Source organism: Gardnerella sp. c12Ub_1, from assembly GCF_055804375.1.
This window is the reverse complement of the sequence record NZ_JANUZC010000001.1, coordinates 379088-397949: the sequence shown is the minus strand read 5'-3', so window position 1 is coordinate 397949 and position 18862 is coordinate 379088. Positions and strand designations below refer to the sequence as shown.

Here is an 18862-nt window from a genome sequence, read left to right as displayed (position 1 = left end):
AATCGCAATAAATATTTTGATTAGAATAATTAAACACACAATCCCAAATCATGACGTAAAGTATTCAACTCCAGCGCTAAAAATGTTTTGTGTTCTAAAATCAGGAATATTTACGTACAAACCGTTACCGCTGCGCTCGCAATGACCCATTTTTCCGAATACTCTTCCATCTGGGCTAGTGATTCCTTCTACAGCCATAAGCGAACCGTTTGGATTTACTTTAAGGTTCATGCTTGGAACGCCATTGCTATCAACATATTGCGTTGCAATTTGGCTGTTTTGTATAAGAGTATCCATAACTTTTGGTAATGCTACGAATCGTCCCTCGCCATGAGATATTGCAACACTATGAACATCGCCAACTTTGCAATTTGAAAGCCAAGGAGAAAGATTAGATGCAACGCGAGTTCTAACAATCTTGCTTTGATGCCTTCCAAGAGTGTTAAACGTTAAAGTTGGGCATTCTGCATCAATTGGAACAATATCTCCAAATGGAACAAGACCTAGCTTAATAAGAGCCTGGAAGCCGTTGCAAATACCAAGCATTAAGCCATCGCGATTGTTTAGTAAATCGCGAACAGAGTCGCTAACGGCAGGGTTTCTAAAGAATGCCGTTATAAACTTGGCAGAACCGTCTGGCTCATCGCCTCCAGAGAATCCGCCAGGAATCATAACAATTTGGCTTTTATTAATCTCTTTAACAAGCTCTTTTGCGGATTCTACAACATCATCAGAGCTTAAATTATTGATTATAAGCGTTTTGCATTCTGCTCCAGCTTTTTCAAACGCTGCTTGAGTGTCGTATTCGCAATTGTTTCCAGGGAAAACTGGAATGATTACGCGTGGCTTACTCAATGGCGTTCTTCTATTAGATTTCATATGATTTCTAACAGGCTTGCGATTAGTGGAATTTATTTCGCGAACTGCGCTTCCTTTACCTCGATATGGGAAAATGCCCTCTAGTGGACTTTCCCAATCTTCCTGTAAGTCATCTAAACTAATGATTTCGTTGCAAGCATAAAGCTTAAATTCATTGCACGTTTGTCCAATAACTTCAACGTTTACAAGATCCTCGCTAAACTTGCTTGAAAAATCGTCAACGTTAAAATCTTCATCCACTTCTACAAAGAAAGTTCCATATCTAGACTTAAACAAGTCGTCTGTTTTAACAGAGTCGTTAAGCTTTAATCCAATATGGTTGCCCAAAGTCATCTTAAACAAGCTTTCCGCACTAGCTCCAAAACCTGGAGTGCTAATCGCTAGCGCGCGCTTGCTTGAAGTAAGATTTTCAACAATCCTAATCGCCTCTAAGAAGCTTTGAGCGTTAGGCGTAATGCCGTCTTCTTTATACGTAGGTAGTATTCTTAGGATTTTGCTATTGGTTTTTTTGAATTCTGGAGAAACAACATTTCGCGCGTCTCCTGTAGAAACAGCAAACGATATAAGAGTTGGAGGAACGTCAAGATTTTCAAAGCTTCCGCTCATAGAGTCTTTACCGCCGATCGCGCCAACGCCAAAATCAATTTGCGCGCTTAAAGCGCCAAGAACTGCTGCAGTAGGCTTTCCCCATCTTTCAGGCACATTTTGCGGTTTGCCAAAATATTCTTGAAGGCTTAAATAAGCGTTTTCGATTGTAAAACCGCTTGCTACAAGTTTTGCTAAAGATTCTACAACCGATATGTACGCTCCCGTAAATTGGTTCTTTTCCATAATGTATGGGTTAAATCCCCAAGACATTGCAGAAGCGGTGTTTGTTTCGCCAAATACTGGGAATTTTGCGACCATTGCTTGTGCTGGAGTGAGCTGACGGCGGCCACCAAATGGCATAAGAACGGTTGCGGCTCCAATAGTGGAGTCAAACATTTCGCTAAGGCCTTTGTTTGAGCACACGTTTATGTTAGAAACAAGATTTTTAATGCGCTCAGCTAAAGACTTGCCAGAGTAAACTCCACTTTCGTCTTGCCACTTTGTAGCATATTTTTTGCCATTTTCAACGTGAATATCTTGTGTTTTTGGAGCGCCATTAGAAGCTAGGAATTCGCGGCTTAGATCAACAATTGTTTTTCCTCGCCAAGTCATTTTCATTCGAGCTTCTTTTGTAACTGTAGCTACAATTTGCGCTTCCAAATTTTCTTGACGCGCGTAGCTCAAAAATTCGTCTGCATCGCTTGCAGAAACATCAACTGCCATTCGCTCTTGAGATTCAGAAATCGCAAGCTCCGTGCCATCAAGGCCTTCGTATTTTTTAGACACCTTGTCTAAGTTAATAATCAAGCCATCTGCGATTTCTCCAGTCGCAACGATTACGCCACCAGCGCCAAAATCGTTGCAACGCTTAATAAGGCGGCATGCGTCTTTGCGTCTAAAAAGTCTTTGCAACTTGCGTTCAATAGGTGCATTTCCTTTTTGAACTTCTGCTCCGCACTCTTCAATGCTGTCTGCGTCTTGCGCTTTAGAAGCACCAGTTGCTCCGCCAATTCCGTCTCTTCCAGTTCTGCCGCCTAGAAGAATAATCACATCTCCTGGCTCAGGTGTTTCTCTTCTAACGTGGTCTGCTGGGGTAGCTGCTACAACCGCGCCAACTTCCATTCGTTTTGCAACATATCCTGGGTGGTAAATCTCGTGTACTTCGCCTGTTGCTAATCCAATTTGATTTCCGTAAGACGAGTAGCCTGCAGCTGCAGAAGTTACGATTTTTCGTTGAGATAGTTTTCCTTCTAAAGTTTCGCTAATAGGTGTTCTAGGGTCGGCTGCTCCAGTTACGCGCATTGCTTGATATACGTAGGAGCGTCCCGAAAGAGGATCTCGAATGCATCCGCCAATGCAAGTTGCAGCACCGCCAAAAGGTTCTATTTCTGTAGGATGATTATGCGTTTCGTTTTTGAACAAAAACAGCCAGTCTTCATCGTGCCCATTAACGTCAACTTTTACTTTTACTGTGCACGCGTTAATTTCTTCGGATTCGTCTAAGTTTTTAAGCTTTCCTGTATGCTTCAAATATTTTGCGCCAATAGTGGCCATGTCCATAAGACAAATCGGCTTATTTGTTCGCTTAAGCTCTTCTCGTAGTTTAAGATAACGATTAAATGCATCTTTTACTTGCTCGTCATCTATTTGAACGTTTTCAAAATGCGTTCCAAAAGTAGTATGGCGGCAATGGTCGGACCAATACGTGTCTATTACTTTTATTTCTGTAATAGTTGGATTGCGATTTTCGCTTCTAAAATAGTCTTGGCAGAATTTAGCATCAGCCAAGTCCATTGCTAGTGCGCGATCTTCAATGAATTTTTGCAAGCCGTTGGAATCTAAATCGTTAAAACCATCTAATACTTCTACGTTTGCTGGAACAATTGCCTCACTTTTAAGCGTATCAACACTATCTAGCGATGCTTCGCGAGCTTCTACTGGATTAATAACGTAGTGTTTAATTGAGTCAAGTTCTTCTTTAGACAAATTGCCGTTAAAAGCAAGAATTTGAGCAGTTCTAACTTTGGGGCATTCTCCCTGGCTAATCATTTGTACGCATTCGCTTGCGGATTGCGCGCGCTGATCAAACTGGCCAGGAAGGAACTCTATAGCAAAAACATGTTCATTTGTGCTAATAGGCAAGTAGTCGTAAGTGTTGTCTACTGTAGGCTCGCTAAAAACCGTTTTAACAGCAGTGTTAAAAAGATCTTTAGATATTCCTTCTACATCATACCTGTTTATTATGCGCGTTGATTTTAGAGAATCAATACCAAGAATCTCTTTAAGCTCGTGATTAAGATGTTGGGCTTTTATATCGAAACCAGATCGTTTTTCAACATAAACGCGAAATACCACGGTGAACCTGCCTTGCAATTGTAGTTTTGGCTATTTGTGTTTGGCTATCTTTTATTTGTTTTATTTTATTTGTTTAAGAACGCGCGTGGCTCGCACCTAAAAGATGCGAGCCACATTAAAATCATTGTTCAGCACAATCGTTTGGATTAACTTCGTCGAAGTTTACTCCTTCGCTTTGCGCAAGAGATTTAAGCCTCGAGAATATTTCTTCGTAGGCTGGAATTATGTCTCCTAAATCGCGTCTGAACAAGTCTTTATCTAAATGACTTACTTCGGAGCTTGTATTGCGCTTATCCCAAAGTCGGCACGTATCTGGCGTTATCTCGTCTGCAAGAAGAATATTTCCTTGCGCATCAACGCCTTCTTCAATCTTAAAGTCAACGAGTTGAACGTCGATTTTGTTGAAAATATCCAAAAGTGCATTGTTTACAGCGTGAGCTTGCTTTGTAATTTCTGCCATTTCGCTTTCACTAGCAAGACCCAAAGCCACAACGCCTTCTGGGTTAATAAAAGGATCACCAAGATCGTCTGATTTTACGCAAAACTCCAAAAGAGGCTTTTTTAGGGCAGTTCCTTCTTTAACTGCATATCGTTTTGCAAAAGAACCAGCAGCCGTGTTTCGCATTATTATTTCTAGAGGAAACATCTTCATGCGCTTTACAAGTTGCTCGGTATTCGAGATTCTGCCAAGAAAATGGCTTTTAACTCCACGAGCTTTGAGAAGATTAAACAGTAGAGAAGTGATTTGATTATTTAAGCTGCCTTTTCCAGCAATTTGAGCCTTTTTAAGGCCATTGCCAGCTGTAGCTTGATTCATGTATTGAACCCACAGAACATTATCGTTACTTGTGGCATACAATTTCTTTGCTTTGCCTTCATACAACTTGTCAAGTTTTTCCATTGACGTGCCTCTCTCGTTGTATCCATGGCTGAGTGTTGCAAACCATCATTATTTGAAGGTTTATTCAACCGCCAGCATGATTAGACTAACAATTGTTACCTACATTTTGTTTGGATTATTTTTTGATTTTTTGTTTAATAAAACCAGTGAAAACCTTGACTTTTCAACGTTTTACGATGGCAGTTCTATTGTGCGTATTTTGCTTGCAATGCGTGTCGCACAAGATTTTGCATCATTTATGCTGTTCGATACTGTCAAAATAACACCCATTCGTCTTGAGCCGTGAACTTCTGGTTTTCCAAAAATTCGTATATCGCATCTTGTGCAATCTTCTTCATCTAATGCTTGCGCAAGATTTGTAAATCCTACAGCTCCGTTTCCTTGCACAACAAGTGCGTGGCTTAATGCAACTTCGTTATCTTTTAAGCAAAGAGCAGTATGCTTTTGTGTGATTGGAACACCTAAAATGGCTAAAACATGCAAAGCAAACTCGCTGTAGTATTGCGAAATCATTGTTACCATGCCAGTGTCGTGCGGTCTAGGGGATAGTTCGTTAAAAAGCAAGTCGCCGTTTTTAAGAACAAAGAGTTCAACTCCGTAAATGCCCCAACCAGTTTCCCCATTCTCTTTTGCTATTTTGCTTAAACCTTCTACGGCTTTTTTTGCAATATTTTGAGCGGATTCTCTAACATTTTCCGATATGTTTGCTGGTTGCCATGATTGCCTGTAGTCGCCGTTTTCTTGGCATTGTGCAATAGGTTCGCATGTTATTATTCCAGCGCTTGAGCACACTGTTAAAACCGTTAATTCGTAGTCTAAAGGCGCTAATGCTTCCACTATTACGCGAGATATATCTTCATTATTTTCATTATCTTCACTCTGCAAGTTTTGCGTTTTATGCTTAGATCTTCTTCCATTTTGTGCTTCTATCCAAGCATCTTCAAGATTTTTAGGATCTTTTACAATAGATTGACCATGACCAGAAGAACTCATAATTGGTTTCACTACGCACGGATACCCTACGATTTTTGCTCCTTCTTCTAACTCTTTGTAGCTTGAAGCAAAACAATATGGTGTAGTAGGCAAACCAATTTTTTCGTGGGCGATTTTTCGCAAAGCTTCGCGATCCATTGCAATCGAAGTGATACTAGAGCTTGGAACGACTTGAATTTTTTTGTTTTTAACAACGTCTTTTAATACTTCGGTTGATATTGCTTCAACTTCTGGGATTATTATGTTTGGGTTTATGTTGTTTATTAGTTCTTGCAATTTTTTAGAATCGCTCATGTCTAAAACGCGATTTTCTTGCGCAACTTGCATTGCTGGAGCATTCGCATAACTATCTGCAGCAAATACTTTAATACCAAGTCTTATAAGCTCTATAGTGATTTCTTTTCCAAGCTCTCCAGACCCTAGAAGAAGAGCTTTTGTTGTGTATGACGTTGAATTTAGAATGCCAAAAGTGTGATTATTTTCAACGCTTTTCCAATGTTCTGCTTGCTCATTGAGCATGCTAGTTGCATTTGATTTTTGCAAAAAACTCATAGTCTTATTGTGTCATTAAGTAACGTCGTATTTTGTGCGACGCGCCGAAAATCGCAAGGGTAGCGCAAACGAGAAAAATCGTGTATAGTATTCCTCTGTTGTGCGATTCCCGAAGGGTTTCGCGCTGTAATGGTGGCTATAGCTCAGTCGGTAGAGCATCTGATTGTGGTTCAGAAGGTCGCGCGTTCAAGCCGCGTTAGCCACCCCACTTAATCGGCTGTTTTTCGGCCGATTTTTTTTTACTCTGTATGGCTTTCTGTTTTGTCTTGTTTTTGTGTTCAAACACGTTTATTTTGTTAGCATGCTTTGGAGTAGAATAAGTAAAGCTATTAATTTGATAATATTGATTGAATAATTTTAAATAATTCGGTTGGTGTTTGTACTTAATGTGAATGATTGCTGGCGATTAGCTTGCTAGTTGTTAGCGGTTTTTGTACGCGCATTTTATGGAGGAGCGATTTATATGCCAAACAATGGTGGTAAGCAGTCTAAAGCGCAGACTAATGAGCCATTTTGGGAGTCTGCTCTGCTTTTTGTTCCGCGTGTTATTGGCAAAGCAGTTCGCTCGCTTTTTGGAGTTGGGCAATACGATGAGGCATACCGTAGAGATGGATTGTGCTTTGTAATACTTATTCTTGCTGTTCTTTTTTGCGCATCTGAATGGTTTAGAGTTAGCGGATTCTTAGGTGTTGCGTTGCACTCTTTATCTTCCGCGGTTTTTGGAATTATGAGCGTTGTTTTGCCAGTGTGGCTTAGTGCGGTTGCTATTAGGCTTATGCGAAATAGTGGTGCTAAATCTGGAAATCCTCGTGTTATAGGTGGTTTTGTTCTTCTTCTATGGTCAATTTGCTCAATTTTAGACATTTTGATTGCAAGCAAAAATCAAGAATTTAATATAGATGATTTGCAAAAATCTGGCGGATTATTAGGATTCTTCTTAGGTTCTCCTTTGGCCTGGGGATTATCTAGGATTTTTGCTCTTACAATTTTTGTTATTATTGCAATTTTTGCTATTTTAATGATTCTTAAATTACATGTTGAAGATGTGACTCAATTTGTTTCATCTATTTTCTCTAAAAAGTCAAAGAATAATCAAGACTTAGAGAATACAGATGATGAAAATTCGAGTAATAGCAGCGATAATCTTGAGTTCGTAGAAGGCGTTCCAACTCATGATTCTAGTGAATCGGAAAAATCGCGTAAAGATTTGCACAATTCAATAATCTCTAAGATTTTTAATTCTATGTTCGGCTCTAAAAAGAAGGATAGCAATAGCGAACTTTTAGATGCGTATGCTGGAGATGATGCTTTTCTTAGCGCTTCTTCTAAGCCAAGTCAAGATGGCGACTCTATTGAAGACTATGGCTCTAAATCGGACCCGCAAGAAGATCAGAATCAAAGTAATCATCCGCGTGTTGTTGGTTCTAATGGTGTTTCTAATGGCACTCATGGCGCTAATTCTTTGCCGTCTTCTGGTCAAATGTATATTGACGAATTTCCAAAAGCGCCAATTAGTGGCGAATCGCAATATAGCAATGATCCATGGAGTAAAATGCCTGGTCAACAGTTGGATCAATATAGGTCATCGCAAGAAAATGATGAAAATAGTGCGAGCAACGCCAATAATGAAAACGATTCTAACGATTCTTCAAGTGAGTACAGCGAAGAGCCGTACAGATTGCCAGATTTGAACATTCTTGTTCACGGAAAACCGCACGCAACTAGAACTCCTGCAAACGATCGCGTAATTCGTGCGCTAACTTCTACGTTTGAACAGTTTGAAGTGGATGCAAAAGTTATTGGCTTTTTAAGGGGTCCTTCTGTTACTCAATACGAAGTTGAGCTGGGGCCTGGAGTAAAAGTTGAAAAAGTCACAAATCTTCAAAAAAATATTGCATACGCTGTAGCAAGCACAGATGTGCGTATTTTGTCTCCAATTCCAGGCAAGTCTGCGATTGGTATAGAGATTCCAAACGTAGATCGAGAGATTGTAAACCTTGGAGATGTTTTAAGGTCAGATAAAGCTCGCCAGGATTCAAATCCTATGCTCACTGGAGTTGGTAAAGACGTTGAGGGTCATTTTGTAACTGCTGCTCTAGATAAAATGCCGCATCTTCTTGTTGCTGGTGCTACTGGCTCTGGAAAGTCAAGCTTTATAAACTCTATGCTAACTTCGATTATTATGCGTGCTACTCCAGAGCAGGTTCGCATGATTTTGGTAGATCCAAAGCGAGTAGAGCTTTCTGCATATGCTGGGATTCCGCATTTGCTAACTCCGATTATTACAGACCCTAAGAAGGCAGCTCAAGCTCTTGAATGGGTTGTTAAAGAGATGGACTCGCGCTATGACGACTTGCAATTCTTTGGTTTCCGTCATGTTAAAGACTTTAACAAGGCCGTGCGCGAAGGCAAGGTTCATGCTCCAAAAGGCTCTGAGCGAAAAGTTGCTCCATACCCGTATTTGCTTGTTGTTGTAGACGAGATGGCTGATTTGATGATGGTTGCAAAAAACGACGTTGAAAGTTCTATTCAGCGCATTACTCAGCTTGCTCGTGCTGCAGGTGTGCATTTGGTTCTTGCAACTCAGCGCCCGTCTGTTGATGTTGTAACTGGCTTAATTAAGGCGAATATTCCATCTCGTTTGGCTTTTGCTACGTCTTCTGCTACGGATTCGCGCGTTATTTTAGACACTGTTGGCGCGGAAACTTTGATTGGTCAAGGAGATGCGTTGTTCCTTCCAATGGGTGCTGCTAAGCCTCAGCGAGTTCAGGGCTCTTGGGTTAGTGAATCAGAAATTCGCAAAGCTGTAGAATATGTTAGAACTCAGCGAAAGCCTAGATATAGGGAAGACATTGAGCAAATGGCTGCAAAAGCAGACGAACAGGCTCAAATTCAAGCTAAAACAACAGATATTGGCGACGATATGGATGAGCTTCTTCAAGCTGCCGAGCTTGTTGTTGGTGCGCAATTTGGATCTACGTCTATGCTTCAACGAAAACTTCGTGTTGGATTCTCTAAGGCAGGCAGACTTATGGATTTGCTTGAATCGCGTGGCGTTGTTGGGCCTTCGGAAGGATCTAAAGCGCGTGAGGTTCTTGTTCAACCGCAAGATTTGCCTAAAGTATTAGCTTTTATTAAAGGCGAGTCTGATTCTTTGAATTAAGCATAATTAAGCATAATTAAGCATAATTAAGCACTTTGAATTAAGTATTGTTAAAGCATTGCTAAAGGATAGTTGTTAATTAAGTTTTGCGTTTGCTATACCATATTTGTGTAGCGGTTATGGAGGTATTAACGATGTTGCAAAATGGTAAGTCTAAGTTGCTAGAAGGTTGGAATTGTGCTCCAAACATTGTGACTTACATAAGAATAGCTCTTTCTGTTGTATTCATCGTTTTGTATCTTATCTCTGGGCCTTGGGGCTATGCTTCTACTTCGGTTCGCTGGGCTGCGTTTGCAATGTTTATAATCGCAGCTTCAACAGATAAATTAGACGGTTGGATGGCTAGAAAATATAATCAAGTTACAGAGCTTGGAAAACTCTTAGATCCTATTGCCGATAAGCTTTTAATACTTTCTGCTCTTATTATTGCTTCTGCTTTTGGTGAACTTTATTGGTGGATTACTCTACTGTTTGTTCTTAGAGAAATAGGCATTACTGTTCTGCGTTTTTACGTTATAGATAAAGGTGGAAAAGTTATTGCAGCATCTTGGGCAGGAAAGTATAAGACACTTTCTCAATCTGTTGGAATTTCAATGTTGCTTGCGCCTATTGTTCCAATGTTTTGCGCTTATAATGTTTCTGTTTGGGTTGTGTGCTACTACTCACTTTGCTACGGTTTTATAGGCATTGCTCTTGGCTTTGCGCTTTATTCTGGATTCCTTTACGTGCGCGGTGCATTTAAGCGATAGTAAAATGTGTGACGATTTGGCAAGTACTTCTACGGATTCTTCTACGGATGTTTTCGCAAGTAAGATTCTCGATTTTTGTGTGAATAATTCTTTGCATATTTCTTGTGCAGAATCTTTAACAGGAGGACTTCTTGCGGATTCATTTGTAAACATTCCTGGCGCTTCAAAGGTTTTTCTTGGATCGGCTGTTACTTACGATATTCGCGAAAAATCTAAGATTCTTGGCGTGGATTGCGATTTGCTTAAAACTTGCGGTGCTGTAGAGCCTAGTGTTGCAAAGCAAATGGCGTTTGGTTGCGCAAGATTGTATAGTGGCGCAAAGTGGCAATACGATTGCATGGATTCTAGTAAAGATGTTGATAGCGCAGATTTTCCTGTTATTGGATTGTCTACTACTGGCGTTGCAGGTCCTGGACCCGATGGCTTAAAGCCACAAGGATTGGCTTACGTTGGAATTTTTATTCCAAATGTTGCTTCAAAGCGCTGTTCTTCGCTCGATTTTGATTTAGTTTCGCTAAAAATTAACAATATTAAAGATCGTGTTTTTGATTGTGAATGTGGCAAAATAAGCAATCTTTCATTAAGTAGATGTTCTACTTATTCAGTTGACCACGGTTTTACGCTTTGCGCTCAACTAAATATTTCTGGAGATAGAAAAGACGTTCGTATTGGTGTTGTTAGCGCGCTAATTAGGATTTTCTATGCCCTTATTTTTGAAGATTGGATTTTTTATGCGCGAACGTGAATTTTGGGAGCTTCTTGAAGAAGTTTTTGGCAGAGAATTTGGTAGGAGTATTGCTAAAGACCAAGAGTTGCAAAAACTTGATGGTATGAGCGCGCGCGAGGCGATTGATGCTGGCGTGGAACCTAGAATTGTTTGGAATGTTTTATGCGATCATATGAATATTCCAGATAATAAAAGGTGGGGCAAAGATCATAATGCTCCGCCGCTTCCTGCAAAATAGGGGTTATTTTATTTTTTAATTTGATTGCGTGTATGCGTTTTTGTTGGAATTTCAAGCCAACACGCATATCGAACAAATGTTCGTTTGTGGTGTATAATATTTAATTGTTGGTCTTCTTGCAGCGTGTAAGTGCCTATTGGTTATTGGAAGATAGCCTTTAACCACATTGCTCTAAAACGCTTGCACGGGCATCATGTATTGAGTATGGTCATCAATACATCGGCATGCGAAAGGAGTAATAATATGGCACAACAAGCAAAAAAGGGTGCTGTGGATCGTCTTATTGATGCCGACAAGGCAGATCCACGTAGAAAAGCAGCGCTAGAGATGGCTCTTGCAAATGTTGAAAAACAATATGGCAAGGGTTCTGCAATGCGATTAGGAGATAAGCCACTGCAAGATGTTGAGGTTATTCCTACTGGTTCTTTAGCTCTAGACATGGCTTTGGGAATTGGTGGTGTTCCTCGTGGGCGTATTGTAGAGGTTTATGGTCCAGAATCTTCTGGTAAAACAACGTTAGCTTTGCACATTGTTGCTAATGCTCAAAAGAATGGCGGAGTTGCAGCGTTTATTGATGCTGAGCATGCGTTAGATCCAGTTTATGCGCGTAAATTAGGTGTAGATACAGATTCTCTTATTGTTTCTCAGCCAGATAATGGCGAGCAAGCTTTAGAGATTGCAGATATGCTTATTCGATCTGGTGCTTTAGATGTTATAGTTGTTGATTCTGTAGCAGCGCTTGTTCCAAAAGCCGAAATTGACGGAGATATGGGAGATAGTCATGTTGGTTTGCAAGCTCGCTTAATGAGTCAGGCTTTAAGAAAGATGACAGGAGCTTTGTCTCAAGCTGGAACAACCGCAATCTTTATTAATCAGCTTAGAGAAAAAATCGGTGTGTTCTTTGGTAATCCAGAAACAACTACAGGTGGTAAAGCTCTTAAATTCTATTCGTCTGTTCGAATGGATATTAGGCGTGTTTCTACTATTAAAAACGGAGAAGAAGCTGTTGGAAATCGAACTAAAGTAAAGATTGTTAAGAATAAAATGGCTCCTCCTTTCAAAACAGCTGAATTTGATGTTCTTTATGGAGAGGGAATATCTACTGAAGGCTCTGTAATTGATATGGCTGTACAGTGTGACGTTATTAAAAAGTCTGGTTCTTGGTTTACGTATGAGGGTGAACAGCTTGGTCAAGGTAGAGAAAACGTGCGTCAATTCCTTAAGGATAATCCTGCTATTACGGAAGAAATTAGCGATAAAGTAAAAGTTGCTTTTGGACTAATGAAGCCAGAAGATCAATTTGTTGAAGTAGAAGATGAAGACGATAGCGAAAAAGCAAAGTCGAATTCTAATGCAGAAAATAATTCAGATGCTTCTAGTAAAGATCCCAAGAATAAATAGTGATAGATGAGAAGACTGATAGATGATTAGTGTTGAGAGTTTTCTTCGCAATCATAAGCCCGTAGATGCTTCTGTTTTTAACAAAAATGATGTTAAGAACAAGAATGTGTGTGCAGAAGATGATTGTAGTTTAGAAGCTGTTAATTCACATTATTCAGAGAATAGTGTTGAAATAGGTGATTGCGAAGAAAACTCATGCCATTCGTCTTATAGATTGCAAAAGTATAACTCTTTTAATAATAAAGCTGTTAAAAAAGTAGACTCTAAAAAAGCATGCGACTTTGATAGTTGCAAAGAGTGTGCTTTAAGAATGTTAGATTATGCTTCAAGATCTTCAAACGACTTAAAAAATAGGCTTATAGATAAGGGTTATAGAGAGAATATTGTTGAATCTGTAATAATTCGTTTAGAAGATTTGCATTTGATTGACGATGAGCAATATGCTCAATCTGTTATACGCTCATGCATAAGTAGAACATTAGGAGAGCGCGCAACTCGCATGGAGTTGCAAAAAAAGGGAGTTGCTTCTGCAATAATAACCTCATCTTTGCAAGATGCTAGAGAAAACGGTGTTTTTGAACAAAGCGCATGGAGTTTAGGCAAAAAGGTAGCACAGCGAACAAAAAATCTAGAACCAGATGTTAGAAGGCGAAGATTCTTCTCTGCAGGAGCTAGAAAAGGTCACGATTTAAGCACGTTAAACGAAGTATATTATGCTCTGTTTAAGTCTTAAACTATTAGGACTTAGCAGATTTTGTTAGCACACTTAAGAACGTAATCTGGCATATCTTCAACGTTAATAACATCGTTGAATCTAGCTGTTTTATTCTTAAGTTCGCTAAGCATTTTAGGAGCGTTTGTAGAAGTTTTTCTTTCTAGCAAATCCATGCAAGCAAAATCATCTAATCCTTCAACATTTAAGCCTAAAGATTCGCAAACAACTCTAGGGAACTTATACGGGCTTGCAGTGCTTAAAAGAACGCGAGGAACACTGGAATCATGAGGAATATGGCTCATAACGAAGTATCCGCAAGCAGTATGTGGATCAATAACATAATTATGCTTATTCCAGCATTCTTTTATGGAATCGCGAATTTGATCCTCATTTGCCCATCCGCATCCAAAAAGTTCTCGAATTTTAGAAAGCACGTCTTCTGGTACTTCAAAAGCGCCCCATTGTTGCAAATCGCTCATAAGCATTTGCAAAAGTCGCGTATCTTTATTGCACATGTAATAAAGCATGCGTTCCAAATTAGAAGAAACAAGAATATCCATAGAAGGCGCAACTGTTTGATGGAAAGGTCGAATCTTGTTATATGTTCCGCTAACCAAAAAGTCAAACAAAACATTATTGCTATTGCTTGCAACAATCAAGTGCTTTATAGGAAGACCAAGCATTTTTGCATAATATCCAGCAAGAATATTGCCAAAATTGCCACTTGGAACGCAAAATTCCACTTCGTCTCCAAGCTTTATAGATCCGCGTTCAACAAGCTTAGAATAAGCGTAGAAGTAGTAAACAACTTGAGGAATAAGTCTGCCTATATTAATCGAATTAGCAGAAGAAAGCAAAGCATTATTGTTATTCTTAATCGATTCATTGATTGAATCGTTAGTAAAAATTTGCTTAACGCTGCTTTGAGTGTCGTCAAAATTACCTCTAACAGCGCAAACTTTTACGTTGTTTCCGCTTTGAGTTGTCATTTGCAATTCTTGAACTTTACTTACTTTACCTTCTGGGTAAAATGTAACCATAGAAGTGCCTTCAACGTTTGCAAAACCAGCTAATGCAGCTTTGCCAGTATCTCCCGAAGTAGCAGTAAGAATCATAACGTTTTGGCTAGAGTCAGAAGCATTTTTTGAGTGTCTAATAAATTGTGGCAAAATTTGCAAAGCAACATCTTTAAAAGCGCAAGTAGGACCGTGGAAAAGCTCTAAAACAAAATCATTGTTAGTGCCAAGCTGCTTTAATGGAGTAATCTCGCAATCTTCCCATTGATCTCCATAAGCATTTTCAACGCACTCATTAAGCTCGTTAGAAGTAAAATCTGGAAGGAGGATTTGAAGAACATCTTTAGCAATTTGCTTATAAGATTTTCCAACAAGATTAGAAATATTGTAGCGAGTTTCACCAAGGCAATCCGTAACAAACAGGCCACCGTCTTCGGCTATGCCCCTACGAATAGCTTGTTTCGACGTATAGGTTTTAGAGTTAGACCTAGTGCTATGAAACATAACTGTATTCGTAGTGTTTTCTGCCATGATTCCTCCATTTGTGTCAATTGTTATACATAATACCCGAAGCGTTGGAGCCTAAGCACTGCTATTGCTAATATGTTCAATATGATTAATCTCAATACAAAGTTTGACGAAACGCATAATAGTGAGCAAGTCAATAGTTCTAAAGAGCATGGGGACTCTACAGATTCTATTGTTTTTTCTAGAGCAGATGATGCGCGAATTGCACAAAGAGAATTTGCTAAAGCTAATGCCACTTTTAAGAACAAGCTTTTAATCGCTATTGCTGATTCTCTTGAAAATAATGCAGACTTTATTGAAAAAGCAAATAAGCAAGATTTAGAAAAAGCTCAAAAAAATGGTATGGACGCTGGAAAACTAGACAGACTTGTGTTTAACAAAGAAAGAATAGTTAAATCAGCTCAAAGTGTTAGAAAAATAGCGCAATTACAAGATCCTGTTGGCCAAATTGTTAGAGGGTACACGCTGGAAAATGGTATTAGACTTTCTCAAGTAAGAGTGCCAATCGGCGTAATGGGAATGATTTACGAAGCTAGACCAAATGTAACTGTTGACGTTGCATCTTTGTGCGTAAAATCTTCAAATGCTGTAATTTTAAGAGGCGGAAGCGCAGCCGAATGCACAAATCGTGCAACTGTTAGCGTGTTAAAGCAAGTCTTAAAAGATTTTGGTGTAAGTGAAAATCTTATAGAATCTGTTGATGATTTAGGTAGAAGCGGTGCAACATCAATGATGCACGCACATGGTCATATTGATGTTCTTGTTCCTAGAGGAAGCGCAAATCTAATCGCGGCAGTTGTTAAAGAATCAACAGTTCCAGTCATAGAAACTGGCGCTGGAAACGTTCACATTTATGTAGATAAAACAGCAAACTTTAGTCAAGCAATTCCGATTATTATAAACGCAAAAACTCAACGAGTCGGAGTTTGTAATGCTGCAGAAAAATTACTTGTAGATCGAAGCATTGCTAAAGATTTTCTTCCAAAAGTTGCAAGTGAATTAGCGAATCGTAATGTTTTAATTCATGCTGATGAAGAATCATACAATATCTTATCATCCGCAAATATAAGTGGTATTAAATTAGAGCATGCAAATAATGAAGATTGGTCTACAGAATACTTGTCTTTGCAAATCGGAGTAAAAGTTGTAGATGGTGTTAAAGATGCCATTAATCATATTTCAAAATATTCAACGGGTCACACGGAAACGATTATTGCGCAAGACTACTTAACGATTAACGAGTTTGTTTCGTCAATAGACAGTGCGGTTGTTATGGTAAATGCTTCAACAAGGTTTACAGACGGCGGCGAATTTGGTTTTGGAGCCGAGCTTGGAATTTCCACTCAAAAGCTGCATGCAAGAGGGCCAATGGGCTTAGTAGAGATGACAACTACAAAGTGGATTGGCTACGGTCAAGGACAAATAAGGGCTTAAGAGTAAGGTTAAGAATATGCCTGATACATCACAATCACAATCGTCTAAAATTGCTAAAAATCAATCAAACGAGGATTTAAGACTATCTATAAGCCTATCTAATGGTGTAAGTGCTTCTAATGTGCTTGATGCTTTAGATGTTGCAGCAGAAAGATTGTCTATTGTTCGTTACGTGTTTTTAGTTCAAATAGAAGATGGGATTGCGTCTGCAAGTCAAAGGTCTTCTCTTGAATATGCTGACGCTGTTTTAATGGGTTGGCCAGATAGAGATAATCGAGATGTTGTTACGCCAGAAAACAGCGAAATAATAGATGAAGTTAATAAGAATTTGCAAAAAATGGAAAGCAATATAGCTGAATTTAGTAAGCTTGAGCGCGCTAGCCTTGTAGACAATATGAGTGAAGTTCTTGTAGAGATTACGGAGTGCGTTGCAAACATTCGAGGCGTTTTCCAACCCGATTTTGCTCTTCCAACGTTTGAAGAAATTAAGCGCGTTGTTCAAGATGAGTGGAATGAAGAAATGGGAAACATTAATCCAGACAAAGCAAATGTTGCTTCCAGCGTAATTGATGAAGCGAAAGCAGATGATGCTGCAGATGCGTCTAATGCAAATAACGCGCACAATGTACGCAATGCATCTAGGATGAATTAAATGAGTGATTCATCTACAGAACGCAGAATGTCGGATTTGTTCCAAGGTTCTTTTGACCAAAGTCAAGCTAGCGTGCCAGTTTCGGCAAATTCTTCTAGGCTTAAGCATTCTGCAAGAGGAAATGTTCATCAACACCCGCGCATAGGGATTATGGGTGGCACTTTTGATCCGATTCACAATGGCCACTTGGTAGCAGCTTCCGAAGTTGCGTGGGTTTATGATTTAGACGAAGTTATTTTTGTTCCTACTGGAAAGCCTGTTTTTAAGCTAGACAAAAAAGTCACAAATGCAGAAGACAGATATTTGATGACTGTAATCGCAACGGCTTCAAACCCAAAATTTACAGTTTCTAGAGTAGATATTGATAGGCCTGGTGTTACTTACACAATCGACACGCTTCGTGATATTCGCGCGCAACACCCAGACGCGGAGCTTTTCTTTATTACTGGAGCAGACGCTATTGCAGAGATTATGCAATGGAAAAATGCTAGAGAATTATGGAGTTTAGCTAGATTTGTTGCTGTAACGCGTCCAGGCTATGCAAGTCCAGAAAAGTTTACACAAATTGAAGCTCGTTCCGCGTCTTACGATTCGTGTGACGATATGGTTAATTGCCATAGTCATCGTTTTCCAGTTGACATATTGGAGATTCCAGCGTTGGCAATTTCTTCAACAGATGTTCGCAAGCGTGCAGAGCATGGGGAGCCAGTTTGGTATTTGGTTCCAGACGGCGTTGTTCAATACATAGTTAAACACGGTTTATATATACGCGATTTGTAATGATTTGTAATGTTTTTGTAAGGATTTGCAACTGTTTGCAAGCATTTGTTATGTATGAAACGGCTTAATGGTTATAGTCTGCGCAAATAGATAGTATTGAACTCAGTCCGATTTTTGTGGACTGTTAGCGAACTAGCGTTTGGAGATATGGTGAGCATCGTCCTTGAAGGAAAGCCAGATAAAAACCTTGTTCTCGTAACTGGTCGCGCGCATCCTAAGCTTGCTAAAGATGTTGCGAATCAGCTTGGTATAGATGTATTGGAAACAACAGCATACGATTTTGCTAATGGCGAGATGTATGTTCGTTACACTCAGTCTGTGCGAGGAACAGACGTGTTTGTGTTGCAAAGTCATAGTGACCCTGTTAATAAGTCCATTATGGAACAGTTGATTATGATCGATGCATTAAAGCGCGCGTCTGCTCGTTCTATTACCGCTGTGTGCCCGTTGCTTGGATATTCTAGACAAGATAAAAAGCATCGCGGTCGTGAGCCTATTTCTTGCCGTTTGATGTTTGATTTACTTAAAACTGCAGGCGCAGATCGCATTATGAGCGTTGATTTGCATGCTGCGCAATCGCAAGGATTCTTTGATGGTCCTGTAGATCATTTGATTGCTATGCCAGTTTTGGTGGACTATGTAAGGGATCGCTTTAGCGAAGATTTAGGCAATGTTACCGTTGTTTCGCCAGATGCAGGACGAATCCGTGTTGCGGAGCAGTGGGCGCAAAGATTGGGCGGAGGTCCATTGGCTTTTGTTCATAAGACTAGAGATATTACGCGTCCAAATCAAGCTGTTGCAAACCGTGTAGTTGGTGATGTTGCTGGTCGCGATTGCGTTATGGTAGACGATTTAATCGATACTGCTGGAACAATCGCAGGTGCTTGCAATGTTCTTAAAGACGCTGGAGCAAAGTCTGTAACTGTTGTTGCAACGCACGGCGTTCTTTCTGGTCCTGCAGTTGAGCGTTTGAAGAATTGTGGCGCTAGAGAAGTTGTGTTAACAGATACTGTTCCAATCCCACAAGAAAAGCGTTGGGATGGGTTGACGGTTCTTTCGATTGCTCCACTTTTGGCAAGCGCGATTAAAGCTGTGTTTGAAGATGGGTCTGTTGCAAAGCTGTTTGACACGTACCCAGAACATCACGGAAAAGGGTTTTTGTTTGCATAAATTTGCATAAATCCTATTTCG

General features: G+C 39.8%; 14 protein-coding genes and 1 tRNA gene. 11 read left to right on the top strand and 4 right to left on the bottom strand.

Annotated features, from left to right (window positions below; all coding sequences use genetic code 11):
• Positions 1–48: 48 nt before the first annotated feature.
• The 3 genes from NYP65_RS01630 to purT form a co-directional block, all read right to left on the bottom strand.
• Complete coding sequence (locus NYP65_RS01630) at positions 49–3822, bottom strand: phosphoribosylformylglycinamidine synthase (protein WP_473410513.1); 3774 nt, start codon at positions 3820–3822, stop codon at positions 49–51.
• A gap of 121 nt (positions 3823–3943) precedes the next feature.
• On the bottom strand, positions 3944–4723 hold the full coding sequence (gene purC, locus NYP65_RS01625) for a phosphoribosylaminoimidazolesuccinocarboxamide synthase (protein WP_004130757.1): 780 nt from the start codon (positions 4721–4723) through the stop codon (positions 3944–3946).
• Between the two features lie 171 nt (positions 4724–4894).
• Positions 4895–6268, bottom strand: a complete 1374-nt coding sequence (purT, locus tag NYP65_RS01620; RefSeq protein WP_346284274.1) for a formate-dependent phosphoribosylglycinamide formyltransferase — start codon at positions 6266–6268, stop codon at positions 4895–4897.
• 132 nt (positions 6269–6400) lie between these two features.
• On the opposite strand from purT, the gene NYP65_RS01615 reads away from it, so the two are divergent.
• From NYP65_RS01615 to NYP65_RS01585, 7 genes are all read left to right on the top strand, one after another.
• Positions 6401–6476, top strand: a tRNA-His gene (locus NYP65_RS01615).
• A gap of 255 nt (positions 6477–6731) precedes the next feature.
• Positions 6732–9431 (top strand): DNA translocase FtsK, encoded by a 2700-nt coding sequence (locus NYP65_RS01610; RefSeq protein ID WP_473410512.1) that lies wholly within the window; start codon positions 6732–6734, stop codon positions 9429–9431.
• A 134-nt stretch (positions 9432–9565) separates the two neighbouring features.
• Positions 9566–10180, top strand: coding sequence for a CDP-diacylglycerol--glycerol-3-phosphate 3-phosphatidyltransferase (gene pgsA / locus NYP65_RS01605; RefSeq protein WP_004130762.1), 615 nt, complete (start codon positions 9566–9568; stop codon positions 10178–10180).
• A 4-nt stretch (positions 10181–10184) separates the two neighbouring features.
• Positions 10185–10925, top strand: coding sequence for a CinA family protein (locus NYP65_RS01600; RefSeq protein ID WP_004130764.1), 741 nt, complete (start codon positions 10185–10187; stop codon positions 10923–10925).
• Positions 10912–11145, top strand: coding sequence for a DUF3046 domain-containing protein (locus NYP65_RS01595; RefSeq protein ID WP_004130765.1), 234 nt, complete (start codon positions 10912–10914; stop codon positions 11143–11145). Before NYP65_RS01600 ends, NYP65_RS01595 begins: the two co-directional genes overlap by 14 nt.
• Positions 11146–11388: 243 nt before the next feature.
• On the top strand, positions 11389–12546 hold the full coding sequence (gene recA / locus NYP65_RS01590; protein ID WP_004130767.1) for a recombinase RecA: 1158 nt from the start codon (positions 11389–11391) through the stop codon (positions 12544–12546).
• A gap of 22 nt (positions 12547–12568) precedes the next feature.
• The gene (locus NYP65_RS01585) at positions 12569–13279 is read left to right on the top strand and encodes a regulatory protein RecX (protein ID WP_004130769.1); all 711 of its coding nucleotides are present in this window, start codon (positions 12569–12571) and stop codon (positions 13277–13279) included.
• Between the two features lie 11 nt (positions 13280–13290).
• On the opposite strand, the gene thrC is transcribed toward NYP65_RS01585, so the two are convergent.
• Positions 13291–14808, bottom strand: a complete 1518-nt coding sequence (gene thrC / locus NYP65_RS01580) for a threonine synthase (protein WP_004130771.1) — start codon at positions 14806–14808, stop codon at positions 13291–13293.
• Between the two features lie 72 nt (positions 14809–14880).
• Here thrC and NYP65_RS01575 point away from each other — a divergent pair, with 72 nt between their 5' ends.
• The 4 genes from NYP65_RS01575 to NYP65_RS01560 all read left to right on the top strand — a co-directional run bounded on the left by NYP65_RS01575 (position 14881) and on the right by NYP65_RS01560 (position 18841).
• On the top strand, positions 14881–16239 hold the full coding sequence (locus NYP65_RS01575) for a glutamate-5-semialdehyde dehydrogenase (RefSeq protein ID WP_080573935.1): 1359 nt from the start codon (positions 14881–14883) through the stop codon (positions 16237–16239).
• Positions 16240–16255: 16 nt separating this feature from the next.
• The gene (locus tag NYP65_RS01570) at positions 16256–16891 is read left to right on the top strand and encodes a hypothetical protein (protein ID WP_004130776.1); all 636 of its coding nucleotides are present in this window, start codon (positions 16256–16258) and stop codon (positions 16889–16891) included.
• Positions 16892–17671, top strand: coding sequence for a nicotinate-nucleotide adenylyltransferase (gene nadD / locus NYP65_RS01565; RefSeq protein WP_004130778.1), 780 nt, complete (start codon positions 16892–16894; stop codon positions 17669–17671). It abuts the gene before it with no gap.
• A gap of 147 nt (positions 17672–17818) precedes the next feature.
• Entirely contained in the window at positions 17819–18841 is a 1023-nt protein-coding gene (locus NYP65_RS01560; protein ID WP_018639222.1) for a ribose-phosphate diphosphokinase, read from the top strand.
• Positions 18842–18862 lie beyond the last annotated feature (21 nt).